This is a genomic window from Martelella sp. NC20 (assembly GCF_013459645.1).
Taxonomy (GTDB): Bacteria; Pseudomonadota; Alphaproteobacteria; order Rhizobiales; family Rhizobiaceae; genus Martelella.
In genome coordinates this window covers 1,441,243-1,459,357 of record NZ_CP054861.1, presented here as the reverse complement: position 1 = coordinate 1,459,357, position 18,115 = coordinate 1,441,243, and the positions used below count along the sequence as shown (strand labels likewise).

Genomic DNA, 18,115 nt, shown 5'->3' with positions numbered 1-18,115 from the left:
GCATTTCGCAGCAACAATCACTCCGCGGCGACCCCCATGCGCATGCGTTCCATCTCCTCGAGCGCACGGCGATATTCGACCGGCATCACCTTGCGGAACATCGGGCGGTAATGCGCCCAGTCGTCCAGGATCGCCTTGGCGCGGCCGGAACCGGTGTAGAGCAGGTGGTTGGTGATCAGGCGCACGAGGCGCTCCTCGTCGTGCCGGGTCATGTCGCCGGAAACGTCGACGCGGCCCTTGTGCATGATGTCGCCGCCATGGTGGTGCAGCTTTTCAAGCATGTCGTCCTCTTCCGGAACCGGCTCCAGCATGACCATGGCCATGTTGCAGCGGTCGGCAAAGCCGCCATCCTCGTCCAGCACATAGGCGACGCCGCCCGACATGCCGGCCGCGAAGTTGCGTCCGGTGGCCCCGAGCACCACGACGATGCCGCCGGTCATGTATTCGCAGCCATGGTCGCCGACGCCTTCGACAACGGCGGCCGCACCCGAGTTACGCACCGCGAAGCGTTCGCCGGCAACGCCGTGGAAATAGCATTCGCCGGCGGTCGCGCCGTAAAGCACGGTATTGCCGACAATGATCGATTCCTCCGGCACGATCGGCGTGTTTTCCGGCGGACGGATGATGATCTTGCCGCCCGAAAGCCCCTTGCCGACATAGTCGTTGCCGTCACCGACGAGATCGAAGGTCACGCCGTTGGCGAGGAACGCGCCGAAGGACTGGCCGGCCGTGCCCGTAAGCTTGACCGTGATCGTGTCTTCCTTCAGGCCCTTCTCGTTCCAGCGCTTGGCGACTTCGCCGGAGAGCATCGCGCCGGCGGAGCGGTCGACGTTCCTGATCGTGGTCTCGATCGTGACCTTTTCCTTGTTCTCCAGCGCCGGCATCGCTTCGGCGATCAGCCTGCGGTCCAGAATGTCGTCGATCGGGTGCTTCTGGCGCTCGGTCCAGAAGGTCGCTTCCTTGGGCGCGTCGACCTTGTGGAAGATCTTCGAGAAATCGAGACCATTCGACTTCCAGTGCGCGATCGCCTCGTCCTTGTCGAGCAGTTCGACCGCGCCGATGACGTCGTTGAGACTGGTGAAGCCGAGTTCGGCGAGCAGTTCGCGCAGTTCCTCGGCGACGAAGAAGAAATAATTGACGACGTGCTCCGGCGCACCCTTGAAGCGCTTCCGGAGAACCGGGTCCTGGGTCGCAACGCCGACAGGGCAGGTGTTCAGGTGACACTTGCGCATCATGATGCAGCCGGCCGCGATCAGCGGCGCGGTCGAGAAGCCGAATTCGTCAGCGCCGAGCATCGCGCCGATCAGCACGTCGCGGCCGGTTTTCAGCCCGCCATCGACCTGCAGCGCAATGCGCGACCTGAGCCCGTTCAGCACCAGCGTCTGCTGGGTTTCGGCAAGGCCGATTTCCCAGGGGCTGCCGGCATGCTTCAGCGAGGTCAGCGGCGAAGCGCCGGTACCGCCGTCGAAGCCCGAAATGGTGATGTGGTCGGCGCGCGCCTTGGCGACGCCAGCGGCAACCGTGCCGACGCCCACTTCCGACACCAGCTTGACCGAGACATCGGCCGTCGGGTTGACGTTCTTCAGGTCGTAGATCAGCTGCGCCAGATCCTCGATCGAATAGATATCGTGGTGCGGCGGCGGCGAGATCAGGCCGACGCCCGGCGTCGAATGGCGGGTCTTGGCGATCGTCGCGTCGACCTTGTGGCCGGGCAGCTGACCGCCCTCGCCGGGTTTTGCGCCCTGCGCGACCTTGATCTGCAGCATATCGGCATTGACCAGATATTCGGCGGTGACGCCGAAGCGGCCGGACGCGACCTGCTTGATGGCGGAGCGCTCACGCGGATAGGAGCCGTCCGGCAGCTTCAGATAGCGGTCAGATTCCTCGCCGCCCTCGCCGGTGTTCGACTTGCCGCCGATCTGGTTCATGGCGATGGCAAGCGTGGTGTGGGCCTCGCGCGAGATCGAGCCGAACGACATCGCCCCGGTCGAGAAACGCTTGACGATCTCCGTCGCCGGCTCGACATTTTCGAGCGGAACGGGCTTGCGGCCGATCTCGGCGGCATTCCTGATGCGGAACAGGCCGCGGATCGTGTTCATCCGGAGCGCGGTGACGTTTTCCAATTTGGCGAACGCATCGTAGCGATCGCGGGCATTGCCGCGCACGGCGTGCTGAAGCTCCGCCACCGCATCCGGCGTCCAGGCGTGTGCCTCGCCGCGCATGCGATAGGCATATTCGCCGCCGACATCGAGCGTCGAGGCAAGCACCGGATCCTTGCCGAAGGCCGAACCGTGACGCGCCACGGTTTCTTCCGCAACCTCGGTCAGGCCGACGCCCTCGATCATCGAGGCGGTTCCGAAGAAGAACCGCTCGACGAATTCCGACGACAGGCCGATCGCGTCGAAAATCTGCGCGCCGCAATAGGACTGGTAGGTCGAAATGCCCATCTTCGACATGACCTTGAGCATGCCCTTGCCGACCGCCTTGATGAAACGATAGATCACCTCGCCGGAATCGACCTCCTGCGGGAACATGCCGCGGGTATGCATGTCGGAGAGCGTGTCGAAGGCGAGATAGGGATTGATCGCCTCCGCGCCATACCCGGCAAGACAGCAGAAATGATGGATCTCGCGCGGTTCGCCCGATTCCACCACAAGGCCGACCGAGGTGCGAAGCCCCTTGCGGATCAGGTGGTGATGCACGGCAGCGGTTGCCAGCAAAGCCGGGATCGCGATCCGGTCCGGGCCGATCTGGCGGTCGGACAGCACGATGATGTTGTAGCCGCCGCGCACGGCGGCTTCCGCGCGCTCGCACAGCCGATCGATCATCGCCGGCATGCCTTCCGCGCCCTGTTCGACGCCATAGGTAATGTCGAGCGTCTTGGTGTCGAACCGGTCCTCGGTGTGGCCGATCGAGCGGATCTTTTCCAGATCGCCATTGGTCAGGATCGGCTGGCGCACTTCGAGACGCTTTTCGCGCGAGGCCCCCTCATGGTCGAGAAGGTTCGGGCGCGGACCGATGAACGAGACCAGGCTCATCACCAGTTCCTCGCGGATCGGGTCGATCGGCGGGTTGGTGACCTGGGCGAAATTCTGCTTGAAATAGGTGTAGAGCAGCTTCGACTTGTCCGACATCGCCGAAATCGGCGTATCGGTGCCCATCGAGCCGATTGCTTCCTGGCCGGTGGTCGCCATCGGCGACATCAGGATCTTGGTGTCTTCCTGAGTGTAGCCGAACGCCTGCTGGCGGTCGAGCAGCGACACGTCGCGGCGCAGCGCCCGGGGTTCGACCGGGTTCAGGTCTTCGAGAATGAGCTGGGTGCGGCCAAGCCACTCCTGATAGGGATGCATGCCGGCAAGCTCGGACTTGATCTCCTCATCGGAAACGATCCGGCCCTTGTCCATGTCGATCAGCAGCATCTTGCCGGGCTGCAACCGCCATTTGGCAACGATGTTCTCCTCTTCGACCGGCAGCACGCCAGCTTCCGAGGCCATGATGATGCGGTCGTCCTTGGTGATCAGGTAGCGCGCCGGGCGCAGACCGTTACGGTCGAGCGTAGCACCAATCTGGCGGCCATCGGTGAAGGCGACGGCGGCGGGACCGTCCCACGGCTCCATCAAGGCGGCATGATATTCGTAGAAGGCCTTGCGCTCCGGGCTCATCGACAGGTTGCCGGCCCAGGCTTCCGGGATCAGCATCATCACGGCATGGGCCATCGAATAGCCGCCCTGCACCAGGAATTCGAGCGCGTTGTCGAAACAGGCGGTATCGGACTGGCCTTCGTAGGAGATCGGCCACAGCTTGGAAATGTCGGCGCCGAACAGCGGCGAGGACACCGACGCCTGACGCGCGGCCATCCAGTTGACGTTGCCCCTGAGCGTGTTGATCTCGCCGTTATGGGCGACCATGCGATAGGGATGCGACAGCTTCCATGACGGGAAGGTGTTGGTCGAAAACCGCTGATGCACAAGCGCGACGGCCGATTCGAACCGGGGATCGGAGAGGTCCTTGTAATAGGCGCCGACCTGATAGGCGAGGAACATGCCCTTGTAGACGATCGTCGAGGACGACATCGACACGGAATAGAAATCCTCGGTCGCCTCCGGATTCTCGGAGAAGATCGTGTTGGAGATCACCTTGCGCAGGATGAACAGCCGGCGTTCGAAATCCTGCTGCGTATCGGCGCGCTGGCCGGCGCCGATGAACACCTGCAGGTGATAGGGCTCGGTCGCGGCGATATCCTCGGCCTTCGACAGCGAAGAATTGTCGACCGGCACCTCGCGGAAGCCGAGGAACACCTGGCCCTCGTCGGCGATCACCTGGCGGATGATGTCCTTGTAGTGCGCGATGCGCGCATCGTCGCGCGGCATGAAGAAATAGCCGACGGCATATTCCCCGACCTTCGGCAGGGTGACGCCCTCCTTCGCCATTTCCTCGCGGAAGAAACGGTCGGGGATCTGCATCAGCATGCCTGCGCCATCGCCCATCAGCGGATCGGCGCCAACGGCCCCGCGATGGGTGAGGTTTTCGAGGATGAACAGGCCGTCGCGCACGATCTGGTGCGACTTCTCGCCCTTCATATGGGCGATGAAGCCGACGCCGCAGGCATCGTGCTCGTTGCGGGGATCGTAGAGACCCTGACGTTTGGCGCGACGACCGCTAGCAGCCTTGGCTTCGGTCGCCACCGAGGCAAGCTCTGTGACCGGTGCACCATCCAGCGCTATGGGCGTCATCTTCGTCATTCAAGATCTCCTAAAATCCTGCCGAGAGCAGGCGAAGCCGGGGCACACAGGCTCCGCAAGACGGTTGTCCCCTTCGGCCTGCCATCAATTTCACTTAAGTCCGGAGCGGAAACCATGAAAAACCGTCATGGAAAACCGACCGGGCGTGTCCTGACTGATAAGACGCGGGAGCTTTCCGCCGTCCGAAAAGCCCATTATAGACCCAAAAGCGGTATGACGTCAGCCCCCCGGCGGCAATCCTGCCAGACACAAAAATAGGACAGCATACCTGTCCTATCTTCACTACATGCCAGAAACAACGGAAACTGGCAAGCAAAATCACAAAGCCGCGCCCGAACCGACGAGTGAAAATTACGCAAAGCCCGCTGCCTGCGCAATAAAGTTGCCAGATCCCGTCGCTATTCGTAATACGTGAAAGAAAACGGCCATTTTCGGGCAGATTCCACGCCTGCCGCGCCCTGTCGCGCAAACTTTCCGCCGATCTCGTCCCGCGCAGCTTTTTCAAAGGCCTCCCTTTACAAAGCCGGCGATATTCCCCGATATCCGCAGCAGCATCAGATTTGAGGTTTTCCGCCATGTTCTTTGCTTCCGACAACTGGTCCGGCGCCCACCCCGCCATCGGCGAGGCGCTGATACGTGAACAGTCCGGCTATGCCAATGCCTATGGCGCCAGCGCGCTCGACCGCAAGATCGAGGCCAGGTTCAACGATGTGTTCGAGCGCGAGGTCGCCGTCTTCTTCGTCGGCACCGGCACGGCGGCCAACTCGCTGGCGCTGTCGTCCGTCGGCCGTCCGGGCGGCGTCGTGTTCTGCCACAAGGACGCCCATATCGCCAATGACGAGGGCGGCGCGCCGGAATATTTCACCGGCGGCGGCAGGCTTGCCACGGTATCGGGCGAAAACGGCAGGATCAACCCGGCAGAGCTCCGGCGGATGATTGCCCGCTACCCGGCCGATTTCATCCATCATGGCCAGCCGATGGCGGTGTCGCTGACCCAGTCCACCGAAGTCGGCACGATCTATGCGCTCGACGAGATCGATGCGGTAACCGCCGAGGCAAAGGCCCACGGCCTGCCCGTGCATATGGATGGTGCCCGCTTTGCCAACGCGCTTGCGGCCCTTGATGTCACGCCCGCCGAGATGACGTGGAAGCGCGGCGTCGACATTCTCTCCTTCGGCGGCACCAAGAACGGCTGCTGGTGCGCCGAGGCGATCGTGTTCATGAACCCCGATCAGGCCCGCGACATGCCGTTCATCCGCAAGCGCGCGGCGCATCTGTTCTCCAAGACCCGGTTCATCTCCGCCCAGTTCGACGCCTATCTCGAAGGCGGGCTGTGGCTCGATCTCGCCCGCCACTCCAATGCCATGGCGGAGCGGATGCGCAATGCGTTCCGCAAGGCGAAGACCGCCCGGCTCGCCTGGGAGACCGCCACCAACGAGGTGTTCATCATCCTGCCGGAGAAAGCGGCGGACGATGCCCGCAAGGCCGGCGCTCAGTTCCACAACTGGCCGACGCCCGCCGACCAGCCGGACCTGATCGCAGAAGGCGAAGCGCTGATCCGCTGCGTTACCAGTTTCTCGACCGAGGCGCCAGAAATCGACCGGTTCGTGTCGTTTTTGTAGCGCCTGCCCGCCGGTAACGCCGCACTCACGGACCGGTCATCCGCCGTGAGGCGGAAATGACGCGCCATTGATTTCCAGTTGAAGCGCCTCTTTGCCACACTTCATCACGCAAGGCAGACCTTGCTGAACAACCGATGAAGAGGAGAGCTTCATGTCCAGGACTTCAAAATTCAGCGCCGCCACACTGGCCGGCGCGCTCGCCGTCGCAGCCGGCGCGATTGCCACCACCACCCCTGCCCAGGCCGCCAACGTCAAATGCTATGGCGTTGCCATGGCCGGCCAGAATGACTGCGCCGCCGGCCCCGGCACCACCTGCGCCGGCACTTCCAAGGTCGATTATCAGGGCAATGCCTGGAAATATGTCGAGGAGGGCACCTGCACCGAGATGATGCTGCCGGGCGACCGGATGGGCTCGCTGGATGCGCTCGACCGCGACCTGCCGGCAATGTGAGCCCTGCCGCCGGCGTTCCCCCGCGCCGGCGGCCCATTTTCGGAGGCGATCATGAACGCGATTTCCAGAAAATTCGAAAATCCCGGCGCCATTCCAGCCCGCGCCGGGGCCGGCTTCAAGACCGCCCATGCCGATGCCATCCTCGCCGACGGCTATCGCGTCGGCTTTCTGGAGGTGCATGCGGAAAACTACATGGGCGATGGCGGCCAGCCGCATCGCATCCTCACCCGCATGCGCGCTGACTTCCCGCTGTCGATCCACGGCGTCGGCATGTCGATCGGCGCGCCCGGCGGGCTCGATCCGGCCCATCTTGCCCGGCTGAACCTTGTGGTGGAGCGCTACGAACCCGGCCTCGTTTCCGAGCATCTCGCCTGGTCGACCCATGAAAGCGCCTATTACAACGACCTGCTGCCGCTGCCCTATACCGAGGAAACGCTGGCGCTGGTCGCCGCCCATATCGACCAGGTGCAAACAGCCATCGGCCGCGCCATCCTGCTCGAAAATCCGTCGACCTATGTCGCCTTTGCCGAAAGCGTGATCCCCGAGACCGAATTTCTGGACGAGATCGCGCGGCGCACCGGCTGCGGCCTGCTGCTCGACGTCAACAATGTCCATGTCTCGGCCATCAACAACGGCTACGACGCGATCGCCTATCTGAAGGCCTATCCGCTGGAACGGGTCGGAGAGATCCATCTCGCCGGCCATGCCGAGGACAGCGACGACAACGGCGCGGCCCTCCTGATCGATGCCCATGACCGGCCGGTGGCCGATGTGGTCTGGGGGCTCTACAGCTTCGTGCTGAAACAGGCCGGCCCGCTGCCGACCCTGATCGAATGGGACAATGACGTTCCCGACTGGCCGGTGCTGAAACGCGAGGCGATGATCGCCGATGCGATGATCGAAGAACAGGACGGCCTGCTCGGTGTCCGCCATGGCTGAGCCGGCAAAGGGTTCCGTTTCGCGGGCGCAACCGGGGTTTCCGGCCTTTGCCGTCAGCCTGCTGTCACCGCCGGGCGCGAATGTGCCCGATGGCGTGATCAACCCGCTCGGCGGCCGGGCGGACAAGCGCTATGCGGTCTATCGCAACAATGTCGCGATGAGCCTGAAGGGCGCGCTCGGCGATATCTTTCCGGTGACGCGGCAGGTTGCGGGGCCGCGCTTCTTCGACGCCATGGCGCTCGATTTTCTGGCCGCAAACCCGCCGCGCTCCCCGATCCTTGCCGAATACGGCCGCGCTTTCCCGGATTTCGTCGCAGGCTTCGCGCCGGCGCAAAAACTGTTCTTCCTGGCGGATGTCGCGCGACTGGAGCGGGTCTGGCTCGATGCCTATCACGCCGCCGATTGCCCGCCGCTTGCGCCCGAAACGCTGTTGTCCCGCGATCCGGACACACTGATGATGACCCGGCTTGCCGCCCATCCGGCAGCCCGGCTGTTGCCGCTGCACTCCGCCGCGGCCAGCATTTTCCTGAAGTCAAAGGCGCAGGAAAGCCTGAAGGGCCTCGACCCCGCGCCCGCCGAGACCGCGTTGATCGTCCGGCCCCGCTATGACGTCGCCGTTCACATCCTGACGCCCGGCGACGCCGCATTCATCAAGGCGCTTTTTGCCGGAACGCCGATCGGCGAGGCCGCGGATCGCGCCGGCGCGACCGATGACGCCTTCGATCTCTCATCCGCCTTCGCCCTGATCCTGACCGCCGGCGCCTTTGCCGGCATCCGACCGGAGAATGATCCCCGATGAGCCTGTTCCACCGTCTTTTCCGTATGTACAGCGACGCCGGAGATGCTCTCGAACGGGCATTATCGTTTTGGCTGCCCGGGCTGCTCGCCCGGCTGGTCTTTGCCGCCACCCTCTATTTCTATTTCCTGAACTCGGCGCTGACGAAGGTCGGACCCGGCCTTGCCGGCTTTTTCATGGTTCGCGACAGCGCCTATTACCAGATCGCGCTGCCCGCCGTGGAGGCGGCCGGCGGTGACGTGTCCCAGGTGGCATTCCCCTGGCATCTGGTGGTCTATCTCGGCACCTATGCCGAATTCCTGCTGCCGCTGATGATCGTGTTCGGCGTGCTGACCCGGCTTTCGGCGCTCGGCATGGCGGTCTTCATCGTGGTCCAGACCATCGTCGACATTACCGTGCATCAGGTCGGCCCCGAGACCATCGGCGCGCTGTTCGACCGCTTCCCCGACGCCGTCATCCTCGACCAGCGGCTGTTGTGGCTGTTTCCGCTTGTCTATCTGATCATTTACGGCCCCGGCATCGTCTCCGTCGACGGGCTGGCAGGCCGCGCCTGCCGCAGGCGATAAGCGCAAAAAGGCGGCGCCTCTCCTTCGAGAAGCGCCGCCCGTCAGTTCAACCGCGCCTGATCAGGCGGCGGTCTTTTCACTGTTCTTGCCGACATCGGCAGAGATCATTTTGGCCTGGTCGCCGCCACGGGTCTCGATCGCGATCCGGCGGGGCTTCATGGCTTCGGGAATGTTGCGAAGAAGCGCCACATGCAGGATGCCGTTCTTCAGACTGGCGCCGCGCACTTCCATGTGATCGGCGAGCTGGAAACGGCGTTCGAAGGCGCGCTTGGCGATGCCGCGATAGAGATATTCGCGACCGTCATCGGCTTCTTCCGCGGCCTTCTCGCCCCGGACCGTCAGCACATTGGCATGGGCTTCGATCGAGAGCTCGTTTTCGCCGAAACCGGCAACGGCCATGGTGATCTGGTAGTCGTTTTCACCGGTGCGCTCGATATTGTAGGGCGGATAGGTGGGGGCCTGTTCGGGTTGACCTACGGTATCAAGCAGATTGAAAAGCCTGTCGAAACCGACAGTGGAACGATAAAGGGGTGAAAAATCGACATTACGCATGATGTCCTCCTTTGAGCGACGAGTTTGCGATAATATCCCCGGCAATCCCGAAACCGGCGATTGCTGAGAACGGTTACGGACCCGAGCTGCGGCGTCCGACGTGATTTATCTGGGATTTTGTCCGCATTATTTCAAGAGTCTCGGCGTTCGCAAACGGCACTCTACCCAAGACACGTTTTCCGCGATTGCAGATACGGCTAACTCGCCTTATGGATGAACGGGAAATGAATGCTTTATTGCAGCTCCGTTCAGGGGAAATGGGGCATTCATTTCCTTGCCGGGAACTACGGCGCACCCGTCCCGGCCCGTTGTCCGCTCTTGACCCAGCGGCGGCGGTAACCTTGGCCGGAACCGAGCCGCTTTTACCCCTGTTCAAGCGGCGGGTTCCGGTCCTTTTTTTGCCGATAAATCCGGCAATCAGGCCCGGCTGTCAGGCCCGGCTATCAGGCGTTGAGCACTGAAAGCGCCGCCTCATGGAGGTCCGGCGTTGCCGCAGCGACGATATCGCCGCCATCTTCCGGCCGTCCGCCCTGCCACGTCGTCACCACGCCGCCCGCCTGCTCGATGATCGGGATCAGGGCCCCGATGTCGTAAGGCTGGAGCCCGGTTTCCACCACCAGATCGACGAAGCCCGCCGCCACAAGGCAATAGGCATAACAATCCGTGCCGTAGCGGGCGAGACGCACGCGCGCTTCCAGACGGTCGTAGCTATTTTGAAGCTGGTCGGCGATGATTCGCGGCGAGGTGGTGAACATCACCGCCTCCTCAAGCGCATGGCATCCGCGCGTCTTCAGGACGCGCGGTCCGCCCGGCCCGGAATAGTGGCTGCGTTCGCCATCGGCGAAATAGCGCTCGCGGGTAAAGGGCTGGTCCATCATTCCAAGCGTCGCCCGGCCATTGTGGTAAAGCCCGACCAGCGTACCCCAGACCGGCACACCCGAGATGAAGGCCCGCGTACCGTCGATGGGGTCGATGACCCAGAGGCATTCGCGTTTCAGCCCCTCGGCGCCATGCTCCTCCCCGAGAATGCCGTGATCGGGATAGCGCTCGCCAATCAGCGCGCGGATCGCCCGTTCGGCCGCGCGATCGCCTTCGGTGACGGGATCGAAGCCGCCTGAAAGCTTGTTGTCGACATCGAGCCCGGAGCGAAAGCGCGGCAGGGTTTCGGCGGCGGCCGCATCGGCGAGCTTCTCGAAGAATTTGCGGTCGGGCAGCATGTCATGTCCTTCATCTCTATCTGTCTATATGCACTTTCGGGCGGAAGCGCTTCAATCGGCAGTCATCGCCCGATTCGTCCAGGCCCGCCGCGGCCTGAGCGGAGGAAACCGGGATAAAGCCCGGAAAAGCAGCCAATGACGAGAGCAAGAACGCGTAAAAAATAAGCTTTCAGCGTAAAAATTAAACATTAGTCGACCATGCGTAAATATCAGGCAAAAATGCTTGACAGTCATCAACCCGTCATCTAGAGTTCAATTACAGTCTTTTGACTGTGAATACCCTCCTTGGGTGTTTCCTCCCTAGACTTAGCCGCGCCACGAGCGCGGTTTTTTTTGAAGCGCTATTCGGCTGCAAGCCCGGTCGCTTCCCCCTCCGCCATCAGGAACGCCGCGAACTCGCCGATGAACAGGTTGACCGCCTGCCTGACCGCGACGAATTCCGGCTTCTTCTGAAGACTGGCCTCATCGGCATAGAGCCTGCGCGATATCTCGATCTGCAGCGCGTGGCAACCGGCGGCGGGACGGCCGTAATGCTCGGTAATGAAACCACCCGCATAGGGTTTGTTATAGGCGGTGGAAAACCCCATGCCTTCGAGGATCGAGATCGCGGCATAGGCGATTGCCGCCGAGGCGCTGGTGCCGTAGCGGTCGCCGATGATGAAATCCGGTCGCCTGCGGTGGCCGCCGACCGACACCGTGCCGGGCATCGAATGGCAGTCGATCAGCACCGCGCGGCCGAATGCGCGGCGCGTATCCTGCAGCAGCGCCTTGAGGCTTTGATGATAGGGCCGGTAGATCCACTCGATCCGCGACAGACCATCCTCCACGTCAAGCGGCGCGTCATAGATCGGCATGTTCTCCGCCACGATCTTCGGAATGGTGCCGAGCCCGCCGGCAACGCGCGGCGAGATCGCGTTGATGTGGGCGGGCAGGGCAGCGGAAAACATCCGCGGATCGAGTTCGAACGGCTCGCGATTGACATCGAGGAAGGCGCGCGGAAAAAACGCCCGCTGCAACGGCGCGCCGAAAGCGGGCGCTGCAGAAAACAGCTCATCGACATAAAGATCCTCCGAGCGGCGGATATCATGCGAACTGAGCCGCGAGGCGGCGAGGAACTCGCGGGTATAGACCCGGCCCGAATGCGGCGAATTGAACACTAGCGGCAGCGTCTGCGCCTCGGGGCGGATCACCTCGAAGAACACGTTCCGGCTGTCGCCGTCCTCCGGCCGTTCCTGTCTGCTGCGCTTGGTCACCCTGGCTCCTTCAAACCATGGAATTTAGGACGGCCGGGCCTTCCTGCCAAGCCGGTTTGCCGGCGTTTGAAAAGTTTGGACCCGTCTTTATTGCTTGTTTACGACAGAGGGTCTATCAGACCGTTAACAAGACGCCTGCGCCGATATGGTTGAACCGATGGTCCTGAAAATCCTGCTTGCTGAAGATGACGACGACATGCGCCGGTTTCTGGTGAAGGCGCTCGAAAAGGCCGGCTATCAGGTCGCCGCCTTCGACAATGGCGCAAGCGCCTACGACCGGCTGCGAGAAGAGCCGTTCTCGTTGCTCCTGACCGATATCGTCATGCCGGAGATGGACGGGATCGAACTGGCGCGCCGCGCCACCGAACTCGACCCCGACCTCAAGGTGATTTTCATCACCGGTTTCGCCGCCGTGGCCCTGAACGCCGATTCGCAGGCCCCGAAGGATGCCAAGGTGCTCTCCAAGCCGTTCCATCTGCGCGATCTGGTCGATGAAGTCGAAAAGGTGCTGGCCGCCTGAAACCGCCTGCCGGGCCGTCAAAAAAGCTTCAGAAATAAGTTGACGCCGCCGCCAAATTTTGGAATACACCGCGCCACGGATGGGCGTATAGCTCAGCGGGAGAGCACTACGTTGACATCGTAGGGGTCACAGGTTCGATCCCTGTTACGCCCACCATCCGTTCCCCCTTTACCGCAAGGGGTTAAGCTTCCAGCTTTCATTGCGATAGCTCCTTTCCATTCTGGCCGCCCATTTTATGCCCACGAAACCGCCTTTTGGCGGTACTCAGGTGGTGGGGGGAATGATGGCCATAAGTGTCTCGAATCACCTTCTCGGACGTGCCGAGAAAGCCCGCGACTTCCCATGTTGAAATGCCTCTCTGGAGCATCCACGTCGCGCATGTATGGCGCAGAACGTGAGGCGTTACGCTTTCATCCAGCCCTGCCAATATGCGGGCACGCGCAAAACCCTTCTTTTCTTTGGCAATCAGCTGGCCGTGATACTCGACCGCTCCGTGAATAGTGATTCGCTTCCAGCGCTCGACATGCGCCGCGAGATTTTCTTGGATCGGAACGGGCGGGCGGCGCTTGTTGGTTTCGGCCTGGCCTTGCCCGCGCCGATACATGATGCCGTGATCGAGGTCGAACCATCCGCCTTTGGAGTTCTGTTTCCAACGCATGTTCAAAATCGCGTCGTGACGCGTGCCGGTATAGAGCCCGATCAGGATGAACCGGGCGACATGATAGGAAGGCCGGAACATCCGGCCCCATTTTACCGGCTTCCGGCTGGCCAGGTCGTAGGCGACCGGCGTGATGCCGAGTGCGCCGGCGATCAACGCGGCAGCTTCCGTACGCGTCAACCAACGCTCTCGCGGCGGGGCTTTCTCAGGCAGCGTAACCGGCACGGGAAAAGCCAGCTTGTTGCTCTGATATGCGAAACGCAGCGCCGCCTGCAATGTCTCAAGCTCGCGACGCGCCGTGCCCTGCTTCACCACCCGTCTTCCGATCTTGCCTTCCATGCGGCCACGCCAATAGGCACGGCACGAACTGGCATCGATGAAGGCACAAAGCTTGTCGCCAAAGAAGTCGAGCAGCGGGATAAGGTGATAGCCGACAAGTTCCGGATGTGTGAGCTCAGGAGCGCGATGCTCGCCGTAAAAGGCAAGCACGTCAGCGACTGCTACTTCTGCCGGACTTCCGCGATGCCATTCCGGGCGATGCTTTTCGGTAAGATAGCGTTCGAGGGCTTTTTCAGCTTCTCCGCGATCATGCTCGCCGCATCCCGTGCTGACCTCAACGGGTCCGTCGAGGATGACCCAGACTGACGGACGACCTTTGCGGCTTCTGAGATAAAGCCGTGTGCCTTTCGCTCTTCGCGGCATAGTGCCCTCATTTCCTTAATTGCATTCAATGTCACATACTGGCGACCGGCGATCCTCTCGACCGCCAACCGCCCTTTCGCGATCTCGCTGCGAAGGCCGCTGTCCGTCATGCTTCCGTCCGGAAAAGCAATTTTGGCCGCAACCTTCAGCCTCAAAGGGGTGTCCGGCTCAATCTCCGAACGATCTATTTTTGTCATCTTCACTTCCCGTTGTTTCCGGGCCTCCCCCCGCCATGAGTGAACACGGGGAGAGGCCTTTGCAGCGGCGGACAAAGGAGAACGCCGCTCACCAGTCACATGCGCTTGACTGGCGTTTCGGCGAGGACGGATTCAGAACGCCCTCGCCGAAGTCTGCCCGCGTCAGTTTCTGACGCGAACCGTAACTGTGGTTGCAGCTACCGCCGCGGCTTCGACGGCATGGCCGACAAGCGTGTTGCCGGCGCTGTCGGCGGTGATGGCCGCGCCATCCCAGTAGACGGCCTCACCTTCGGCCAGGCTGTCGCCTGCGGCCTTCGGAAGCGCGAACACGCCTTCGAGCGACACGGCCAGTTTCTGACCTTCTGCGGCGGCTGTGGTGGCAATGCCGAACAGCGCCCCGAACAAATGCGCCTGCCCGGAGGCAAGCCCGCCTGCCGGCGCGGTGAGATCGACAATGTTGCCGGGCTGAATGAAGTTCTTCATGGCCTGTAGCCCCTTCGTCCCTGAATGTTGAAGATGCGCGGGCTCGCCTGCGCGGCGACCCCAAGTTCGGCTTGCAGGCGGCGGATATAGGCCTGAAGCGATGTGCGGTTGGCGGCGGTGTAGCTGACGCTCTCGCCCTCATAGGAGATCGTCACCACGCTCTGCCCGATTTCGAGCTTGTGAAGCGCCAATTGCGCATCCCGCAGCCGCTCCTGAGGCGTCTGAGGCACCGCAGTCTGTTCGGATATCGCCTGTTCTTCCGCCATCAGCCCGCCGCCTCCGTATGGTCGAGCCGGGTCCACGAACGCCATTCCAGCCAGCCGAGGCCGAAGTCCTGTCGGATCTTGAAGTCGATGGCGTCGGTGTCGAAGTTCTGGCGGCTGTCGGTGAACGGCGCTTCATTGCCGCGCAGCATCACCCGGGTTGCGCCGTCCATCTTGGCGGGTGCGGCAACAAACCAGCTCTGGTTGGTCTCGCTCAGCCGGGGTTCGGCGACGATCTCAAGCTTTCCTGCCAGCGGATTGACTTCAGCAACCGAGCTTGGCGAGGTCGAAGCCAGCATGCGGATGGCATCGGGTTCGAATTCCGGCGCAACCAGCCAGTGCGTCGGGTAAACGCCGATGATCACATTGCCCTTACCCTTGCGGCGGGACATGGCAGACCGGATGACCAGGAGTTCCCTTGCCGCCAGCGTCATGGTTTCCAGATCAGTGGAACCGGCATTCTCGAAGGTTGCGATATTGCCTCGGCTGGCATGGAACACGGCCTTGCCGTCCGCCATCTTCGGCCCGGCTCCGTTGCTCTGTTCGAGGAATGCGACCTGTCGGTCGGCGAGGTCGGCGGCAAGGCGCTTGCCGTATTTGGTGCCCATGTCGCCCAGCCGGGAACCGGCATTGATCGAAAGCTCGCGGGAAACCGAGGTCACCCCGCCAATGGTCGAGACATAGATCGTCTCGCCGCTCTCATCGACGTAAGAGGCCTTGTAGTGGCCGTTTTCGAGCTTGTCGCCGATGGCAAGCGTCGTCCAGTCCACGAGGCCGGAGGTTTCCTTGTTGAAGCTCTCGACCGTCGTCTCGCCGAACAGCGCGGCAATCGGGGAGAGCGCGGCCTCGTATTCCCGACGCATGGACAGGTTGAAGGTGCCGCCGGCAATGATCGCATAGTCGGCGGTAGCGGCAGCGTTGCGCAGCACCATGGCATCGGAGAGCCCGGCGATACTTTGTCCGGCATTGCGCAGGATCTTGCGGGCGAAAGCGGCCTCGCCTTCAGCAAAGACAGCCGAAGCGGCCCCGGTCGGCGCCTGCCCCCGGTTTATGGCGTCGAAGGCATCGATGGCCGCGCGGCAAAGTACCTGCGGATTGTCGAGCGTGTCCTCGTTGTGGTTGCCAGCGCTGCGGACGGTCGGCGCGGTCCCCAGGCTTTCGAGCAGCGCCCGCATGCGGGCTTCGCTGTTGCCGTCACGCGAAAGAACGCCGTCAATCGTGGCGTCGGCGATGCCTGCCGAACGGGCGAGTGTGCGCAGCGTGGCGTCATCGAGACCGGCGTTTTCATTGCCGGTCTGCGTTTCTGTTTCCATGTCTTCCATCCTTACGAAAGCGTTTGCGTCTGCCGGGTTGATGACAAGCGAGCCTTCGACGAACCGCCCGGCTACGGCGCGTCGCATCGGCTTTCCCGTCTGGCCGTCCTTCGACTTCTGCCAGCGGGAAACGGTGTAGCCGACCGAGAACCCCGTCTGCGCGCCGTCCTTCAGGTTGGCGGCAAGAGCTTCGTTGTCGGCACGGCCGGAAAGCACGGCATCGGCGACAAGCGCGCGCCTGCCGTCGATGGTCTCGATCCGGAAATTATTCATGCGGCCGACCGTGTCGCGGACACTCTGGGAATGGTCGGTCTGAAGCGGCAGGCTTTCGGGCAGGCCTGCGGCAAAGAATGCGTCAAGGTCCAGAACCTCAATATGATCGCCGCGATCGACGGGCGCTTCGGTGGCCGCGATCACGGTGAAGCTGCGGGTTTCTGGATCGTATGAGTTTGGCCGGGCGTGTGTCCGGCGCATGAGAAGCGTCATTCGTCTATGGCCTCCTGTTCGGGCGCTGTTGCCTTTGGGGTGTTGCGGGAAAAGCTGTCGGCGGCGATCTCGGCCTCGACCGTCTCGAAGTCGCGGCCCCGGCCTTCGATGACTTCCTTGCGGCTCTTGAGACCGGCATCGACAAGATCGATATCGGCCTGTGCTTCCTTCATCGGGTCGACCTGCGGCCAGGAGGGCTCGATCCATTCCGGCTCCTCGATCTCGGCCGAAAGATTGCCGCGAAGGGCTTCCACGGCCCGCCAGCGGCGATAGAGCGGCATGAGAAAGCCGTCGATGATCAGCAGTGCCCGGCGAGCATCGGCCTTGCGCCGTGCCGTCAGAGCGCCGCCCCGGAAGCTCGAATAGTTGACGCCCTCAAGATCCCCGATCAGGTCCTCATAGGTGCAGCCGATGGCGGCGGCGACCTGCCGGTAAAGGATCTTGAGGAAAGCAGGCAGGTCGCCGGCCTCGCCACCTTCGGCCAGGTCGACGCTTTCGCCGGGATTGAGGCGAACCGTAGCACCGGGCTCCATCGACGGCTTCACGTCCCCGCTGAAGACGTCCGAACCGTCCGGCGTGGTGAGAAACGCGGTGAAGAGCGCTGCCACCTGAAGCTTCTTGAGACCGGCATCAACCGCGATGCTGGCGGTATTCAGAACCGGCAGGACCGACACCAGCGGGGAAATCCCCCGCGTCTGGCCGGGAAACTCCCGTTCGAAGATGTGCAGCACGTTCGAAGCCTCGAAGCGCTGCGACGGGCGATAGACGCCGAAAGGATCGTCGGGCGACTGCGGCAGTATCCAGTAGGCGACAATCCGGTCGTAGGCGTCGAACTCCACACCCGCGATTATCACCCGGCCATTGCCCAGGTCTTCATTCTTCGCCCGCTCAAGCTGATCGGGGTGCAGCATCTGGACCGATACCTCGCCCTCAAGCGTCCGCATCAGCGCCAGCGCCTCGCCATAGACCGCCCAGGAACGGGCAATGGCGCGCTGAAGCGAAAGCAGGCTCTGTTCTTCGGACGGATCGAAGCGGCGCTTGTTGAAGCCCTTGGCGATCTCGGCATCTGCATGCTTCAGGCGAACCCCGTCGCCGACCAGCATCGAGACGGTGATCTCGATTGCGGAGCGGACAACGGGGTCATTGAGATAGAGGCCTGCGACACGCTGGCCGACAATCTGGGTTGAGGCGCGAATGTCGCGGCTGGCGGATACCGCGCGGGGATCATCAGGCCAGAAAGCCGCAGCGTTCACGCTACGGCCTTGTATTGCGCCTGATTTGTTCTTTCTAAAAAACAGATCTCTTATTAAGGATGTCATAAAATACCTTTCCCGCTCCCGTTGTGACCGTTGGCG

At 62.5% G+C, this 18,115-nt stretch carries 17 protein-coding genes and 1 tRNA gene; 7 read left to right on the top strand and 11 right to left on the bottom strand.

Going from position 1 to position 18,115, the window contains the following annotated elements:
- Positions 1 to 17 precede the first annotated feature (17 nt).
- Together gltB and HQ843_RS06975 are read right to left on the bottom strand one after the other, a co-directional pair.
- Positions 18 to 4,733, bottom strand: a complete 4,716-nt coding sequence (gltB, locus tag HQ843_RS06980) for a glutamate synthase large subunit (protein WP_246710399.1) — start codon at positions 4,731 to 4,733, stop codon at positions 18 to 20.
- A gap of 103 nt (positions 4,734 to 4,836) precedes the next feature.
- Positions 4,837 to 5,319 carry a hypothetical protein gene (locus HQ843_RS06975; RefSeq protein WP_180899195.1) on the bottom strand — a complete coding sequence of 161 codons (483 nt, stop codon included), beginning with the start codon at positions 5,317 to 5,319 and terminating at the stop codon, positions 4,837 to 4,839.
- Here HQ843_RS06975 and HQ843_RS06970 point away from each other — a divergent pair.
- From HQ843_RS06970 to HQ843_RS06950, 5 genes are all read left to right on the top strand, one after another.
- A complete protein-coding gene (locus tag HQ843_RS06970) occupies positions 5,318 to 6,364 on the top strand; it encodes a threonine aldolase family protein (RefSeq protein WP_180899196.1) in 1,047 nt (348 codons plus the stop codon). The genes HQ843_RS06975 and HQ843_RS06970 overlap by 2 nt on opposite strands.
- 151 nt (positions 6,365 to 6,515) lie before the next feature.
- Positions 6,516 to 6,815 (top strand): BufA1 family periplasmic bufferin-type metallophore, encoded by a 300-nt coding sequence (locus HQ843_RS06965; protein ID WP_180899197.1) that lies wholly within the window; start codon positions 6,516 to 6,518, stop codon positions 6,813 to 6,815.
- A 51-nt stretch (positions 6,816 to 6,866) separates the two neighbouring features.
- Positions 6,867 to 7,754, top strand: a complete 888-nt coding sequence (gene bufB / locus HQ843_RS06960) for an MNIO family bufferin maturase (RefSeq protein ID WP_180899198.1) — start codon at positions 6,867 to 6,869, stop codon at positions 7,752 to 7,754.
- Positions 7,747 to 8,553: an HvfC/BufC N-terminal domain-containing protein gene (locus tag HQ843_RS06955; protein ID WP_180899199.1), complete on the top strand. Its 807-nt coding sequence runs from the start codon at positions 7,747 to 7,749 to the stop codon at positions 8,551 to 8,553. The genes bufB and HQ843_RS06955 overlap by 8 nt, the downstream gene beginning before the upstream one ends.
- Entirely contained in the window at positions 8,550 to 9,116 is a 567-nt protein-coding gene (locus HQ843_RS06950; RefSeq protein WP_180899200.1) for a DoxX family protein, read from the top strand. Before HQ843_RS06955 ends, HQ843_RS06950 begins: the two co-directional genes overlap by 4 nt.
- Before the next feature lie 60 nt (positions 9,117 to 9,176).
- Here HQ843_RS06950 and HQ843_RS06945 read toward each other — a convergent pair whose 3' ends face one another.
- The 3 genes from HQ843_RS06945 to HQ843_RS06935 all read right to left on the bottom strand — a co-directional run bounded on the left by HQ843_RS06945 (position 9,177) and on the right by HQ843_RS06935 (position 12,138).
- Entirely contained in the window at positions 9,177 to 9,668 is a 492-nt protein-coding gene (locus HQ843_RS06945; protein WP_180899201.1) for an Hsp20 family protein, read from the bottom strand.
- Between the two features lie 443 nt (positions 9,669 to 10,111).
- Positions 10,112 to 10,885: a histidinol-phosphatase gene (gene hisN / locus HQ843_RS06940; RefSeq protein ID WP_180899202.1), complete on the bottom strand. Its 774-nt coding sequence runs from the start codon at positions 10,883 to 10,885 to the stop codon at positions 10,112 to 10,114.
- 341 nt (positions 10,886 to 11,226) lie between these two features.
- Positions 11,227 to 12,138: an N-formylglutamate amidohydrolase gene (locus tag HQ843_RS06935; RefSeq protein WP_180899203.1), complete on the bottom strand. Its 912-nt coding sequence runs from the start codon at positions 12,136 to 12,138 to the stop codon at positions 11,227 to 11,229.
- A gap of 157 nt (positions 12,139 to 12,295) precedes the next feature.
- On the opposite strand from HQ843_RS06935, the gene cpdR reads away from it, so the two are divergent.
- Together cpdR and HQ843_RS06925 are read left to right on the top strand one after the other, a co-directional pair.
- A complete protein-coding gene (gene cpdR, locus HQ843_RS06930; protein WP_174802139.1) occupies positions 12,296 to 12,658 on the top strand; it encodes a cell cycle two-component system response regulator CpdR in 363 nt (120 codons plus the stop codon).
- 81 nt (positions 12,659 to 12,739) lie between these two features.
- Positions 12,740 to 12,814 (top strand) — tRNA-Val (locus HQ843_RS06925).
- Between the two features lie 40 nt (positions 12,815 to 12,854).
- Here HQ843_RS06925 and HQ843_RS06920 read toward each other — a convergent pair.
- From HQ843_RS06920 to HQ843_RS06900, 6 genes are all read right to left on the bottom strand, one after another.
- Positions 12,855 to 13,805: a site-specific integrase gene (locus HQ843_RS06920; protein WP_246710296.1), complete on the bottom strand. Its 951-nt coding sequence runs from the start codon at positions 13,803 to 13,805 to the stop codon at positions 12,855 to 12,857.
- Positions 13,806 to 13,816: 11 nt separating this feature from the next.
- Positions 13,817 to 14,215 (bottom strand): excisionase, encoded by a 399-nt coding sequence (locus tag HQ843_RS29360; protein ID WP_246710295.1) that lies wholly within the window; start codon positions 14,213 to 14,215, stop codon positions 13,817 to 13,819.
- Positions 14,216 to 14,377: 162 nt separating this feature from the next.
- Complete coding sequence (locus tag HQ843_RS06915; protein ID WP_180899205.1) at positions 14,378 to 14,698, bottom strand: DUF2190 family protein; 321 nt, start codon at positions 14,696 to 14,698, stop codon at positions 14,378 to 14,380.
- Positions 14,695 to 14,964, bottom strand: a complete 270-nt coding sequence (gpW, locus tag HQ843_RS06910; protein WP_180899206.1) for a gpW family head-tail joining protein — start codon at positions 14,962 to 14,964, stop codon at positions 14,695 to 14,697. The genes HQ843_RS06915 and gpW overlap by 4 nt, the downstream gene beginning before the upstream one ends.
- Complete coding sequence (locus tag HQ843_RS06905; RefSeq protein ID WP_180899207.1) at positions 14,964 to 16,760, bottom strand: phage major capsid protein; 1,797 nt, start codon at positions 16,758 to 16,760, stop codon at positions 14,964 to 14,966. The genes gpW and HQ843_RS06905 overlap by 1 nt, the downstream gene beginning before the upstream one ends.
- On the bottom strand, positions 16,757 to 18,013 hold the full coding sequence (locus HQ843_RS06900) for a phage portal protein (protein WP_246710294.1): 1,257 nt from the start codon (positions 18,011 to 18,013) through the stop codon (positions 16,757 to 16,759). Before HQ843_RS06900 ends, HQ843_RS06905 begins: the two co-directional genes overlap by 4 nt.
- Between the last annotated feature and the right edge of the window lie 102 nt (positions 18,014 to 18,115).